Here is a 13,707-nt window from a genome sequence, read left to right as displayed (position 1 = left end):
AGCACGCACCATGGCCTTCGAAGCAATGTTCCAGCCGATCCAGATCGGCAAGCTGACCATCCGCAACCGCGTGCTTTCCACCGCTCACGCCGAGGTGATCGCCACCGACGGCGGCATGACCACCGAGCGCTACATCCGCTACTACGAGGAGAAGGCCAAGGGCGGCATCGGCCTGGCCATCTGCGGCGGCTCGTCGGTGGTCTCCACCGACAGCCCGCAGCAGTGGTGGAGCTCGGTGAACCTGTCCACCGACCGCATCATCCCGCACTTCCAGAACCTCGCCGACGCCATGCACAAGCACGGCGCCAAGATCATGATCCAGATAACCCACATGGGCCGGCGCTCGCGCTGGGACGGCTACAACTGGCCGACCCTGATGTCCCCGTCGGGCATCCGCGAGCCCGTGCACCGCGCCACCTGCAAGACCATCGAGGTGGAAGAGATCTGGCGCGTCATCGGTGACTTCGCCCAGGCCGCGCGCCGCGCCAAGGCCGGCGGGCTGGATGGCGTCGAGCTGTCCGCCGTGCACCAGCACATGATCGACCAGTTCTGGAGCCCCCGCGTCAACAAGCGCACCGACGAATGGGGCGGCACCTTCGAAGGCCGCATGAAGTTCGGCCTGGAAGTGCTCAAGGCCGTGCGCGAGGAAGTCGGCCCCGACTTCTGCGTCGGCCTGCGCATCTCCGGTGACGAGTTCCACCCCGACGGCCTGTCCCACGAGGACATGAAGCAGATCGCCAAGTACTACAGCGACACCGGCATGCTGGACTTCATCGGCGTGGTCGGCTCCGGCGCCGACACCCACAACACCCTGGCCAACGTCATCCCCAACATGAGCTTCCCGCCGGAGCCCTTCCTGCACCTGGCGGCCGGCATCAAGGAAGTGGTCAACGTCCCGGTGCTGCATGCGCAGAACATCAAGGACCCGAACCAGGCCACCCGCATCCTCGAAGGCGGCTACGTGGACATGGTCGGCATGACCCGCGCCCACATCGCCGACCCGCACCTGATCGCCAAGATCAAGATGGGCCAGGTGGACCAGATCAAGCAGTGCGTCGGCGCCAACTACTGCATCGACCGCCAGTACCAGGGCCTGGACGTGCTGTGCATCCAGAACGCCGCCACCACCCGCGAGTACATGGGCGTTCCGCACATCATCGAGAAGACCACCGGCAAGAAGCGCAAGGTGGTCATCGTCGGCGGCGGCCCCGCCGGCATGGAAGCGGCCCGCGTGGCGGCCGAGCGCGGCCACGACGTGACCCTGTTCGAGAAGAAGGACCAGCTCGGTGGCCAGATCACCCTCGCCGCCAAGGCCCCGCAGCGCGACCAGATCGCCGGCATCACCCGCTGGTACCAGCTGGAGATCGCCCGCCTCGGCGTCGACCTGCGCCTGGGCACCGCCGCTGATCCGGCCACCATCCTCGACCTCAAGCCCGACATCGTGGTGCTGGCCAACGGCGGCCACCCCTTCATCGAGCAGAACGAGCACTGGGGTGCGGCCGACGGCCTGGTGGTGAGCGCCTGGGACATCCTCGAAGGCAAGGTGGAGCCCGGCAAGAACGTGCTGGTCTACGACACCATCTGCGAGTTCGGCGGCATGTCCGCAGCGGACTACCTGTCCGAGAAGGGCGCCCAGGTGGAGATCGTCACCGACGACACCAAGCCCGGCGTCGCCATGGGTGGCACCACCTTCCCGACCTACTACCGCAGCCTGTACCCGAAGGAAGTGATCATGACCGGCGACCTGGTGCTGGAGAAGGTCTACCGCGAGGGCGACAAGGTGGTGGCCGTGCTGGAGAACGAGTACACCGGCGCCCGCGAGGAGCGCGTGGTGGACCAGATCGTCATCGAGAACGGCGTACGCCCGGACGAGACGCTGTACTACGCACTCAAGCAAGGCTCGCGCAACAAGGGCCAGATCGACGTCGACGCCCTGTTCGCCATCCAGCCGCAGCCCTGCCTCAGCGAGCCCGGTGACGGTTACCTGCTATTCCGCATCGGCGACTGTGGCGCCCCCCGCAACGTGCACGCGGCGATCTACGACGCCCTGCGCCTGTGCAAGGACTTCTGACGCCGCCAGGTAGACGCGGGATGGGGTGAGCGAAGCGAATCCCCTCCCGCGCATCCTCCCCGCGTTCACCCGGTCCCGTAGGGAGACCAGCAATGCTGAACACGATTCTTCCCCTCCTGCTCTTCACCGCCCTCGGCCTGGCCGTGCTCGGCGCCGCGAAGCGATTCCTCATGTGGCGCCGGGGCCGCCCGTCGCAGGTCGACTGGCTCGGCGGGCTGATGAAGATGCCGCGCCGCTACCTGGTGGACCTGCACCACGTGGTCGAGCGCGACAAGTACATGTCCAAGACCCACGTCGCCACCGCCGGCGGCTTCGTCCTGGCGGCGCTGCTGGCGATCCTGGTGCATGGCTTCGGCCTGCACAGCCGCATCCTCGGCTTCGCCCTGCTGGCGGCCACGGCGCTGATGTTCGTCGGCGCCCTGTTCGTCGCCAAGCGCCGGCGCAACCCGCCGGCGCGGCTGTCCAAGGGCCCGTGGATGCGCCTGCCGAAGAGCCTGCTGATGTTCTCCGCGAGCTTCTTCATCGCCACCCTGCCGGTGGCCGGCATCCTCCCGGCCGGCTTCGGCGGCTGGTTCCTCGCGGCCCTCCTCGCCGTGGGCGTGGCCTGGGGCGTGTCCGAGCTGTTCTTCGGCATGACCTGGGGCGGGCCGATGAAGCACGCCTTCGCCGGGGCCCTGCACCTGGCCTGGCACCGCCGCGCCGAACGCTTCGGTGGCGGCCGCTCCACCGGCCTCAAGGCCCTGGACCTGACCGACCCGAGCGCCCCGCTGGGCGTGGAGAAACCCACCGACTTCACCTGGAACCAGTTGCTCGGTTTCGACGCCTGCGTGCAGTGCGGCAAGTGCGAGGCCATGTGCCCGGCCTTCGCCGCCGGCCAGCCGCTGAACCCGAAGAAGCTGATCCAGGACATGGTCATCGGCCTGGCCGGCGGCAACGACGCCTCCTTCGCCGGCAGCCCTTACCCCGGCAAGGCCCTGGGTGAGCACAGCGGCGGCCCGCACCAGCCCATCGTGTCCCTGGAGGGCAAGGCCCTGGTGGATGCCGAGACCCTGTGGTCCTGCACCACCTGCCGCGCCTGTGTCGAGGAGTGCCCGATGATGATCGAGCACGTCGACGCCATCGTCGACATGCGCCGCCACCTGACCCTGGAGAAGGGCGCGACCCCGAACAAGGGTGCCGAGGTGCTGGAAAACCTCATCGCCACCGACAACCCCGGCGGCTTCGCCCCCGGCGGCCGGCTGAACTGGGCGGCCGACCTGAACCTGCCGCTGATGAGCGACAAGCAGCAGGCGGACGTGCTGTTCTGGGTCGGCGACGGAGCCTTCGACATGCGCAACCAGCGCACCCTGCGCGCCTTCGTGAAAGTGCTCAAGGCCGCCAACGTCGACTTCGCCGTGCTCGGCCTGGAAGAGCGCGACAGCGGTGATGTGGCTCGGCGCCTGGGTGACGAAGCCACCTTCCAGACCCTCGCCAAGCGCAACATCGCCACCCTGGCCAAGTACCGCTTCAAGCGCATCGTCAGCTGCGACCCCCACAGCTTCCACGTGCTGAAGAACGAGTACGGCGCCCTTGGCGGTCACTACGACGTCCTGCACCACACCACCTTCATCGACGAGCTGGTGCGTGGCGGCGCGCTGAACCTCGGCCAGAGCAAGGCCGGCAGCGTGACCTACCACGACCCCTGCTACCTCGGCCGCTACAACGGCGAGTACGAAGCGCCCCGCGCCGTGCTCAAGGCCATCGGCATCGAAGTGAAGGAAATGGAACGCTCCGGCTTCCGCTCCCGCTGCTGTGGCGGTGGTGGCGGCGCACCGATCACCGACATCCCCGGCAAGCAGCGGATTCCCGACATGCGCATGGTGGACATAAAGGAAACCGGCGCCGAACTGGTGGCCGTCGGTTGCCCGCAGTGCACCGCGATGCTCGAAGGCGTGGTCGCCCCGCGCCCGGAGATCAAGGACATCGCCGAACTGGTGGCCGACGTGCTCATCGAGGCCCCGGCCGAGGTGAAGAAACCGGCCGCCGCCAAAGCGTCCATGGAGGTGGCGTGATGCCCATCCACCGCCTCCCCCGCCTGGAGACCCGAGCATGAGCGACATCATCCGCCGCGACCCACGCGCCGAGTGGATCGCCCGCAATCGCCTGCACCCGCTGCACGGCCTGCTGCAGACCCAAGGCCAGGCCAGCTGGATGGGCCCCAACGGCGTGCTGCGCAAGAACCCCCATGTGGCCGCCGCCGGCTTCATCGGCCCCAACGGCGTCAAGCGCATCGACCGCAGCGGCGCCCAGCAGGGCACCGCCGGCAAGCGCAGCAGCGCGCCCGAGGTGGTGCAGCTGCCGCTGTTGGTCATCGAACAACCGGCCTTCCACATCTGCGTGGTGCCCGACATGGTCGGCGGCCGCCTCTCCAGCCACGACAAGGACCTGCTCGGCCTGGCCCGCAAGCTGGCCGGCAGTGACGGCGCCGTGGTGGCCGTGGTGTTCGGCGAGGACAAGGAAAGCGCCTTCGACACCGCTGGCGTCGACCGCCTGCTGCGCATCCCCGGTGAAGCCTTCGACGGCTACTCGCCGGAAGCGCGGGTGCTGGCCCTGAGCGCCGTGGAAAGCCAGCTGGCGCCGCGCCACTGGCTACTGCCCGACAGCCGCACCGGTGGCGGCGAGCTGGGCCGGCGCCTGGCCGCCAAGCTCGGCGAGCGCCCCGCCACCCGCGTCTGGCAGGTGGCCGACCAGCAGGCCACGGGCCGTGCCGGTGCCGGCCGTGAAGACCTGGTACGGCGCCTGCCACGCCTGGTGCTGGCCGCCGCCGAATGCGCCGAGCCGGTCAGCGAGACCCGCCACGAGGCCCGCGCCCTGGAACTCACCCACGCCATCGCCCACAGCCTGCCGCGCATCGAAGACCTCGGCCCGGTGGCCGTGGACCCGGCGCAGATCCCCATGGCCGAAGCGGAGTTCATCCTCTCCGGCGGCAACGGCGTGAAGGACTGGGACCTGTTCCACCAGGCCGCCCGCGAGCTGGGCGCCACCGAAGGCGCCTCCCGCGTGGCGGTGGACGACGGCCACATGCCGCGCAACCGCCAGGTCGGCGCCACCGGCACCTGGGTCACCGCGCGGGTCTACCTCGCGGTGGGCATCTCCGGGGCCATCCAGCACCTGCAAGGCATCGGCGCCTGCGACAAGGTGGTGGCGGTGAACATGGACCCGGGCTGCGACATGATCAAACGCGCCGATCTCTCGGTGATCGGCGACTCCGGCGCCATCCTCGCCGCGCTCATCGAGCGGGTACGGCAATACCGTCAGGGAGGGGCACGCGATGCCGCATGACGCACTGAAGATCGTCAGCCTCGTCTCCGTCGGCGCCCACCCCACGTCCGGCCGTCCGCGCCGCGCCGACCAGGACGCCCGCGCGGTGGAGCTGGGCCTGCGCCTGGCCGGCCCGCAGCTGCGGGTGGTGCACGCCGGCGATCCCCGGGAAGACGCCCTGCGCAGCTACCTGGGCATGGGCCTGACCGAGCTGGTGGTGCTGGAGCAGGGCCCGCGTGACGACGCCCTGCCGGCCCTCGGCGATTTCATCCAGCACAGCGGCGCGCAGCTGGTGCTCACCGGCAGCCAGGCGGAAACCGGCGAAGGCTCGGGCATGCTGCCCTACCTGCTGGCCGAGCGCCTCGGCTGGCCGCTGGTGGTGGGCCTGGCCGAGGTGGAGAAGGTGGACAACGGCGTCGCCCAGGTGCTGCAAGCCCTGCCCCGTGGCCAGCGGCGCCGGCTGAAGGTGCGCCTGCCGTTCCTCGCCAGCGTCGACAACGCCGCCCCGGCCGCACGGCAGAGCGCCTACGGCCCGGCGCGTCGCGGACAGCTAAGTGCCGAAGACGTGGACGTGGTAGAAGACGAGCTGTTCGCCGATAGTCAGCTGCAACCCGCCCGCCCGCGCCCCAAGCGCCTCAAGGTGATCAAGGCCAAGACCGGTGCCGAGCGGATGAAGGCGGCGACGGCCAAGGCCTCCGGCGGTGGCGGCCAGGTCCTCAAGGACCTTTCGCCGGAAGCGGGTGCCGAGGCTATCTTCAAACTGCTGCAGGAAGAGGGCGTGCTGCGCTGACGCAGCACCAGGAGGAGACACCGACATGATGCATGCCGATCTGATCGACCAGGATGACTTCCGCGACCGGCTGGTTGCACTGGGCCTCAGCATTCCGCCGGGGGTGAGCGCCGAACAGGCGTGCGAACACGCCGTCAGCGGCCTCAGCCCGGAGCGCGCCACTGCCCTGCGGCGCCTGGTGGAGGAGCTGCTGGGCGGCAACGCCACCCTGCTGCCCCAGGTGCGCGAAGCCATATCCCGCACCCTGCTCCCGGCCCTGGTGCCGCGCTGATTCCCCCGTAACGACGAAGGGCGCCGCTGGCGCCCTTTTTCATGCCCACGCAAAACCGTCGCCCGCCGACACGAAGCATCCCCTGGCACCGATGGGCTTCGCACAGCTCAGCCCATCCTACGTCCGCCTCCGCCCTCCATCGCACGCGACCGCTCCTAAAGGTCGGCACCCGTGGGAGCGGTTTCAACCGCGAAAGCCCCCACACCCAAGCCCCAGGCAAAACCGCGTAGCCCGGACTTCAGTCCGGGGATGGACGGTTGCGCAGGGGAAGAACCTCCGCGAGCAGAGCTTGCTCCTACGGGCGGGTTTCAGCCGGGGAGTTTCCCGGGCTGAAGCCCGGGCTACAGGGACGTTTTGGGGAACGGGGCCGCTAGGCGGCCCCGGGTGGGTTACAGGCGGACGCTGGCGAAGGTGGATTCGCTCTGCGCACGGCTGAGGGCGACACCAGCGGTGGAGGGGCGGCGCAGGTCTTCGGGCAGCGGCACCAGGGCGACGACGTTGGCGTTCTGGCCCGCGCGCTCGTCGCGCGGCGGGATGCCGAAATACTCGCGGTAGCACTTGGAGAAGTGCGGGGTGGAGACGAAGCCGCACACCGAGGCCACTTCGATGATCGACATGGCGGTCTGCTTCAGCAGCTGGCGCGCGCGGATCAGGCGCAGCTTGAGGTAGTAGCGCGACGGCGAGCAGTGCAGGTACTTCTGGAACAGGCGCTCCAGCTGGCGACGGGAAACGTCGACGTAGCAGGCCAGCTCGTCCAGGTCGATGGGCTCTTCGAGGTTGGCCTCCATGAGCGCGACGATTTCCTGCAGCTTCGGCTGGTTGGTGCCGAGCATGTGCTTGAGGGGCACGCGCTGGTGGTCCTGCTCGTTGCGGATGCGCTCGTAGATGAACATCTCGGAGATCGCCGCTGCCAGCTCGCGGCCATGCTCGCGGCCGATGAGGTGCAGCATCATGTCCATCGGCGCGGTGCCGCCGGAGGAGGTGTTGCGGTTGCGGTCGATGGAGAACAGGCGGGTGGTCACGGCGGCGCGGGGGAAGGCTTCCTGCATGGCCGCCAGGCATTCCCAGTGCACGCTGCAGTCGAACCCGTCCAGCAGACCGGCCTTGGCCAGCGCCCAGCTGCCGGTGCACACGGCGTCCAGCTGGCGGCCCTGGCGGGACTGCACCTGCAGCCAGTGCAGGTGCTCGCGGGTCACGCTGTGCTGGATGTCCACCCCGCCGCAGACGATCACCGCATCCAGCGCCGGCGCGTTCTCCAGGCCGGCGTCGGGGGTGATCTGCAGGCCGTCGCTGGCGCTGACCGGCTTGCCGTCCTGGCTGAGGGTGTACCAGCGGTACAGCTCCTTGCCGGAAAGCTGGTTGGCCATGCGCAGCGGTTCCACCGCCGAGGCCAGGGAGATCAGGGTGAAGTTGTCCAGCAGCAGGAAGCCGATGGTTTGGGGGACGCGATTCTGAGGCTGGGAGCCGGTGGTGGACTGTGACATCTGCGAAACCCTCACGCTAAACACGCATTGAGCCTCTATTGCGAGGCCCTCTTTCTTATTGGTGGTTCTGGTACGCGCTGACCCAGACGGTTGCCCTTTCTACAAGGCAAAGGCCATGCCTGGATTGATCAGCTGTTCAATAAAAATGCGTCGATTCATCCAAACCCCATGCCAGCGGGGCTAGGCGAGAGCGACAGAAACATTCTGATAGCGACCGCCAGGCCGCGTGGTTCCTGGCGCCTGGGGTGTTCGGTAGCACCGGACGGGAGGGCCGCTGTCACCCCGCTACATCCGGGAATATGGGCCGTAACAGACGAACGGCGCGTGATGTGACCGATTGGTCAGGAGGTCTTTTAATCCGTTCCGGGCGCGACGCACCAAAAGGCGGCGGCGCGCCCGGGCCCGGGGCACGGGCGGGTCAGCACTCGATGGCGCTGACGGCCAGGCCGCCGCGGGAGGTTTCCTTGTACTTGTCGTGCATGTCGGCCCCGGTGTCGCGCATGGTGCGGATCACCCGGTCGAGGGAGATGAAGTGCTCGCCGTCGCCACGCAGGGCCATCTGCGCGGCGTTGATGGCCTTTACCGCGGCGATGGCGTTGCGTTCGATGCAGGGCACCTGCACCAGGCCGCCGACCGGGTCGCAGGTGAGGCCGAGGTTGTGCTCCAGGGCGATCTCGGCGGCGTTCTCCAGCTGTTCGGGGCTGGCCCCGAGCACTTCGGCCAGGCCGGCGGCGGCCATGGCGCAGGCGGAGCCGACCTCGCCCTGACAACCCACTTCGGCGCCGGAGATGGAGGCGTTCTTCTTGCAGAGGATGCCGACGGCGGCGGCGCCCAGGAAGTACGCCACCACGTCGTCATCGGAGGCTTCGGGGTTGAAGCGCATGTAGTAGTGCAGCACGGCGGGGACGATGCCGGCGGCACCGTTGGTAGGCGCGGTGACCATGCGCCCGCCGGCGGCGTTCTCTTCGTTCACCGCCAGGGCATACAGGTTGACCCACTCCATGGCGCTCATGGTGGAGCCGATGACGTTGGGCTTGCCCAGGTCCAGCAGGCTGCGGTGCAGGCGCGCGGCGCGGCGGCGCACGTTGAGGCCACCGGGCAGCACGCCCTCGTGGCGCAGGCCGTTCTCCACGCATTCGCGCATGGCCGCCCAGAGGCGCAGCAGGCCGCTGCGGATCGCCTCGTCGCTACGCCAGGCGCGCTCGTTGGCCATCATCAGCTCGGACACGCGCAGGCCGTGGCGCTGGCAGAGCTGCAGCAGCTCGTCGCCGCTGGAGAAGTCATAGGGCAGCGCGGTGGTGTCCTGGTCGAGGCGGCCGGAGGCGGCCTGCTCGGCATCCACCACGAAGCCACCCCCGACGGAGTAATAGGTGTCGCGGTGCAGTTCGCCGTCCTCGCCGAGGGCCACCAGGGTCATGGCGTTGGGGTGGTAGGGCAGGTTCTCGTCCAGCAGGCGCATGTCCCGCGACCAGACGAAGGGCACCGACAGGCGACCGTCCAGCAGCAGTTCGTTGCGCTCCATCAGCGTGGCGATGCGCGGGGCGATGAGCTGCGGGTCGATCTGGTCGGGCCACTCGCCCATCAGCCCCATGATCACCGCGCGGTCGGTGCCGTGCCCGACGCCGGTGGCCGACAGCGAGCCATAGAGGTTCACCTCCAGCCGACGTACGCGTTCCAGCAGGTGGCGCTCGCGCAGGGCGCCGACGAACAGCGCGGCGGCGCGCATGGGCCCGACGGTGTGGGAACTGGATGGGCCGATACCGATCTTGAACAGGTCGAACACGCTGATGGCCACGGGACTCTCCGCTGACTGGGTTGCATCGCGCACATCATCGGCATTTCCGTGACCGGCGAACGTCCCACACCGACTTGCTCGTGTCCGAATGCGTCGCCCGTTATCCCCACAGCGAGCGTGGAAAAACGACAGCGACGTCCTGCTTGCGACCTGCTTCGTAGAAAGCGACACGTCTACGGCGCCATGATCCAGGCGCCCCGCTCCGGCCAGCAGCGCATCGTTCGCCACGCGGGTTTCCCCGATCCGAAACACCCTGTGGATAAGACCATGAACCCTAGAAAAACCTGGGGCCTGGCCGCAGCGCTGTGCTTTCCGCTGCTGGCCCAGGCTGCCGATCCGGAGTCCTGCTCCACCGTTCGCTTCGCCGATGTCGGCTGGACCGACATCACCGTCACCACCGCCGTGACCCGCTACGTGCTCACCGAGCTGGGCTACAGCACCCAGGTCAAGCGCCTGTCCGTGCCCGACACCTACAAGGCCATGGCGGACAAGAAGATCGATGTGTTCCTCGGCAACTGGATGCCGAGCATGGAGAACGACATCGCCCCCTACCGCGAGAAAGGCAGCGTCGACACCCTGGGTGCCAACCTGGAGGGCGCCAAGTACACCCTGGCGGTGAACAAGGCGGCGTGGGACGGCGGGTTGAAGAACTTTTCCGACCTGGCGCGCTTTCGCAAGGAACTGGGCGGGAAGATCTATGGCATCGAGCCGGGCAACGACGGCAACAAGCTGATCGGCCGGATGATCAGCGAGAACGCCTTCGGCGTCGGTGACTTCCAGCTGGTGGAGTCCAGCGAGAGCAGCATGTTGGCGCAGGTGAAGCGCGCCGAGCACCTCAAGCAGTGGGTGGTGTTCCTCGGCTGGGAGCCGCACCCGATGAACAACACCTTCGAGATGCAGTACCTGGCCGGCGGCGACGACTACTTCGGCCCGAACTTCGGCGGTGCCACCGTCTACACCAACACCCGTGCAGGGCTGGCCAAGGAGTGCCCGAACCTCGGGCGCCTGCTGAAGAACCTGCGCTTCTCCCTGGCCATGGAGAACCACCTGATGGGCGCCGTGCTCAACCAGAGCACCAACCGTCGCCGCGAGGCCAAGGCCTGGCTGAAGGAGAACCCCGCCGACCTGGCGCGCTGGCTCGAAGGCGTCACCACCCGCGACGGAAAGCCGGCGGATCCTGCCCTGAACTTGGCCGCCGAACCCTGATTTCTGTCGTTCCCTCCACTCCACCGCAGCCCCCGGCGGCCCTGGCCTGCAGCCTGCTCAAGCGCTGCAGGCCAGTCGCCATGCGGGTTCCAGCGGTCGCGCCGGGCAAAAACTTTCTGTTAAGGTTTTCCGCCATTGGCTGATGTCGTCGCCCAACACGTCAGGGTCGTAAACCGACAATTGCCGGTATGCCGAGGCTATATCGTTGAGACAGCCGATTTCGTCGCTGTCGCACTCCCAGGGAGGTGCGGCAGACCGGGGCCCTCCGCCCCGGACCGAAGAACACAAAGCGGCCATGCCCTCCTGACGGGACGTGGCCCTACAAGAAATTTCGGATGTACGCGCACCTCCGGTCGAGGTGTGGAATGACCCAGGGATCGGGTCACGTAGCACTGCCAGAGGGTGTGGAAAGCGGTTTGCAACTCAGCGCAACGAAGGACAGGAACTCAAGGATTCGATCAGGCGTCCATGCCCTGCGGGGTGAGGGTGGCTGTCTGAATCCGTGGGCACCCGGTCGTCGGTTCGACGTCGCACAGCCTCCCTGCCAGGCCCTGGAACCAGTAAACCCACACAGGCAAGAACAGTCGACAGCACCTGGCGCCGCGCCCTGGATGGGAGCCCGCGAGCACGCGTGTCCGACAAGGATGCCTACCGAAGGGGAATGATCCCATGCAGTCTGGAAAAATCGTGGTCCAGAACCTCTACAAGGTTTTCGGCCAACAGCCACAAGAAGCCATCGACCTGCTCAAGCAAGGCTGGAGCAAGGAACGGATTCTCGCTGAACGTGGCGCGGTGATCGGCGTCAGCGACGTCTCGTTCAGCGTCGAGGAGGGCGAGATCTTCGTCCTCATGGGCCTGTCGGGCTCCGGCAAGTCCACCCTGATCCGCCTCATCAACCGTCTGATCGAACCGACCGCGGGCGACGTCTTCATCGACGGCCAGAACGTGGCCAAGCTGCCCAAGGCACAGCTGATCGACCTGCGTCGTCGCGACATGAGCATGGTGTTCCAGTCCTTCGCCCTGATGCCCTCGCGCACCGTGCTGGACAACGCCGCCTTCGGCCTGGAAGTGGCCGGCAAGAGCAAGAAGGAGCGCGAGCGTCGCGCCATGGAAGTGCTGGAGCAGGTGGGCCTGGCGCCCTTCGCCCACAAGTACCCCCACGAACTCTCTGGCGGCATGCAGCAGCGCGTGGGCCTGGCCCGCGCCCTGGCGGTGGACCCGTCGATGATCATCATGGACGAGGCCTTCTCGGCCCTCGACCCGCTCAAGCGCCGCGAGATGCAGGACGTGCTGCTGGAGCTGCAGAAAACCCACCGCCGCACCATCATCTTCGTCTCCCACGACATCGAGGAAGCCATGCGCATCGGTTCGCGCATCGGCATCATGGAAGGCGGCAAGCTGGTCCAGGTCGGCACCCCGCAGGAGCTGATCGAGAAGCCCGCCAACGACTACGTGCGCAACTTCTTCGATACCGTCGACACCAGCCGCTACCTCACCGCTGGCCAGCTCAAGGCCGACAGCGTCCCGCTCTACGTGCACAACGGCAAGGCGCCCGATGCGCTGCAGGTGTGCCGTGAGCTGCAGGCGATGGACAAGCACTACGCCTTCATCGTCGACGAGGACAACCGCTTCCGCGGCTCCATCAGCCTGGAGAAGATCGCCCTGCTGGTGGAGGACGGCCGCTCCCGCAGCCTCGAACCGGACCTGCTCAAGCAGATCGTGCCGGTGCCCGAGGACCTGCCACTGGACCAGGTGATCGAGCGCCTGGTGGACAACGAAGGTCCCATCCCGGTCATCGACCAGGCGGGCCACTATGCCGGGGCGATCAGCAAGGGCCGCCTGCTGAGCCGACTGCAGGGGGTGTGAGATGAGCGAGAAACTGGATCTGGGCAGCTGGGTCAACGACGTCGTCCAGCACCTGCTGGAAAACTACGGCGGTGCCTTCGAGAACGTGGGCGCCGTGGTCAGCGGCTTCTCCGAGCTGATCGAGCGCTTCCTGATGTGGCCGCCGGCCTGGCTGCTGATCGCGGTGTTCGTCGGCCTCGGCCTGTGGCGCATCGGCGTGAAGTTCGCACTGTTCACCGCCGCCTCGCTGGTGCTGATCGTGCTCACCGGCTTCTGGGAGCAGACCGTGGTCACCCTCGGCCTGACCTTCTCCTCCACCCTCATCAGCCTGCTGCTGGGCATCCCGCTGGGCATCTGGGCTGCCAAGAGCGAGCGGGTGGCCATCATCATCCGGCCGATCCTCGACTTCATGCAGACCATGCCGGCGTTCGTCTACCTGATTCCCGCCGCCATGCTCTTCGGCCTCGGCCGCGTGCCGGGGATCATCGCCACGGTGATCTTCGCCATGCCCCCGGCGGTGCGCCTGACCAGCCTCGGCATCCGCCAGGTGAACAAGGAAATCGTCGAGGCCGGCCAATCCTTCGGCTGCACAAGCTGGCAGCTGCTATACAAGGTGCAGCTTCCCAACGCGATGCCGTCGATCATGGCCGGGGTCAACCAGACCATCATGATGGCGCTGTCGATGGTGATCATCGCCTCGATGGTCGGCGCCGGCGGCCTGGGCAACGACGTACTCGCCAGCATCCAGCGCCTGGACATCGGCCTGGGCTTCGAGAGCGGCATGGCCGTGGTGCTGCTGGCGATCATCCTCGACCGCATCACCGAGAGTTTCGGCACCCCGCGCGTCCAGGGTCGTGCCAGCCTGTTCGGCTGGTTCAGCGCCCGGGCACGGCTGCAGCGCCAGGTGAAGCCTTCCTAAGAAACGCCAATAAACGAGTACCAGGG

Annotated in this window: 10 protein-coding genes; 8 read left to right on the top strand and 2 right to left on the bottom strand. The window is 67.6% G+C overall.

Features of this window, described 5'->3' with window-relative positions; genetic code table 11:
* Positions 1-10 precede the first annotated feature (10 nt).
* The 5 genes from dgcA to BM198_RS01680 all read left to right on the top strand — a co-directional run bounded on the left by dgcA (position 11) and on the right by BM198_RS01680 (position 6,432).
* Positions 11-2,071, top strand: a complete 2,061-nt coding sequence (gene dgcA / locus BM198_RS01700) for a dimethylglycine demethylation protein DgcA (protein ID WP_044409207.1) — start codon at positions 11-13, stop codon at positions 2,069-2,071.
* A gap of 92 nt (positions 2,072-2,163) precedes the next feature.
* The gene (gene dgcB / locus BM198_RS01695; protein WP_074967294.1) at positions 2,164-4,122 is read left to right on the top strand and encodes a dimethylglycine demethylation protein DgcB; all 1,959 of its coding nucleotides are present in this window, start codon (positions 2,164-2,166) and stop codon (positions 4,120-4,122) included.
* Positions 4,123-4,159: 37 nt separating this feature from the next.
* Positions 4,160-5,392 carry an electron transfer flavoprotein subunit alpha gene (gene etfA / locus BM198_RS01690; RefSeq protein ID WP_074967291.1) on the top strand — a complete coding sequence of 411 codons (1,233 nt, stop codon included), beginning with the start codon at positions 4,160-4,162 and terminating at the stop codon, positions 5,390-5,392.
* Positions 5,382-6,161, top strand: a complete 780-nt coding sequence (etfB, locus tag BM198_RS01685) for an electron transfer flavoprotein subunit beta (protein WP_044409216.1) — start codon at positions 5,382-5,384, stop codon at positions 6,159-6,161. Before etfA ends, etfB begins: the two co-directional genes overlap by 11 nt.
* 25 nt (positions 6,162-6,186) lie before the next feature.
* Positions 6,187-6,432 carry a hypothetical protein gene (locus BM198_RS01680; protein ID WP_044409219.1) on the top strand — a complete coding sequence of 82 codons (246 nt, stop codon included), beginning with the start codon at positions 6,187-6,189 and terminating at the stop codon, positions 6,430-6,432.
* A gap of 389 nt (positions 6,433-6,821) precedes the next feature.
* Here the strand turns inward: BM198_RS01680 and gbdR are convergent, their stop codons facing one another.
* The gene (gene gbdR, locus BM198_RS01675) at positions 6,822-7,916 is read right to left on the bottom strand and encodes a choline metabolism transcriptional regulator GbdR (RefSeq protein WP_074967289.1); all 1,095 of its coding nucleotides are present in this window, start codon (positions 7,914-7,916) and stop codon (positions 6,822-6,824) included.
* A 418-nt stretch (positions 7,917-8,334) separates the two neighbouring features.
* Positions 8,335-9,711: an L-serine ammonia-lyase gene (locus BM198_RS01670; RefSeq protein ID WP_074967287.1), complete on the bottom strand. Its 1,377-nt coding sequence runs from the start codon at positions 9,709-9,711 to the stop codon at positions 8,335-8,337.
* Positions 9,712-9,978: 267 nt separating this feature from the next.
* Here BM198_RS01670 and BM198_RS01665 point away from each other — a divergent pair, with 267 nt between their 5' ends.
* From BM198_RS01665 to BM198_RS01655, 3 genes are all read left to right on the top strand, one after another.
* The gene (locus tag BM198_RS01665) at positions 9,979-10,917 is read left to right on the top strand and encodes a choline ABC transporter substrate-binding protein (protein WP_044409228.1); all 939 of its coding nucleotides are present in this window, start codon (positions 9,979-9,981) and stop codon (positions 10,915-10,917) included.
* A gap of 669 nt (positions 10,918-11,586) precedes the next feature.
* Positions 11,587-12,783, top strand: a complete 1,197-nt coding sequence (locus tag BM198_RS01660; protein ID WP_044409231.1) for a quaternary amine ABC transporter ATP-binding protein — start codon at positions 11,587-11,589, stop codon at positions 12,781-12,783.
* A gap of 1 nt (position 12,784) precedes the next feature.
* The gene (locus BM198_RS01655; protein WP_074967285.1) at positions 12,785-13,681 is read left to right on the top strand and encodes an ABC transporter permease; all 897 of its coding nucleotides are present in this window, start codon (positions 12,785-12,787) and stop codon (positions 13,679-13,681) included.
* Positions 13,682-13,707 lie beyond the last annotated feature (26 nt).

It is taken from the genome of Metapseudomonas otitidis (genome assembly GCF_900111835.1).
Taxonomy (GTDB): Bacteria; Pseudomonadota; Gammaproteobacteria; order Pseudomonadales; family Pseudomonadaceae; genus Metapseudomonas; species Metapseudomonas otitidis.
The sequence above is the reverse complement of the archived record's forward strand: the minus strand, read 5'-3'. Positions and strand labels throughout refer to the sequence as shown.

Bases quoted from the DNA above. Each gene is read 5' to 3' on its own strand.
- BM198_RS01660 (WP_044409231.1), top strand. From the start codon at position 11,587: ATGCAGTCTGGAAAAATCGTGGTCCAGAACCTCTACAAGGTTTTCGGC.
- etfB (WP_044409216.1), top strand. From the start codon at position 5,382: ATGCCGCATGACGCACTGAAGATCGTCAGCCTCGTCTCCGTCGGCGCC.
- gbdR (WP_074967289.1), bottom strand. From the start codon at position 7,916: ATGTCACAGTCCACCACCGGCTCCCAGCCTCAGAATCGCGTCCCCCAA.
- BM198_RS01655 (WP_074967285.1), top strand. From the start codon at position 12,785: ATGAGCGAGAAACTGGATCTGGGCAGCTGGGTCAACGACGTCGTCCAG.
- dgcA (WP_044409207.1), top strand. From the start codon at position 11: ATGGCCTTCGAAGCAATGTTCCAGCCGATCCAGATCGGCAAGCTGACC.
- dgcB (WP_074967294.1), top strand. From the start codon at position 2,164: ATGCTGAACACGATTCTTCCCCTCCTGCTCTTCACCGCCCTCGGCCTG.
- etfA (WP_074967291.1), top strand. From the start codon at position 4,160: ATGAGCGACATCATCCGCCGCGACCCACGCGCCGAGTGGATCGCCCGC.
- BM198_RS01665 (WP_044409228.1), top strand. From the start codon at position 9,979: ATGAACCCTAGAAAAACCTGGGGCCTGGCCGCAGCGCTGTGCTTTCCG.
- BM198_RS01680 (WP_044409219.1), top strand. From the start codon at position 6,187: ATGATGCATGCCGATCTGATCGACCAGGATGACTTCCGCGACCGGCTG.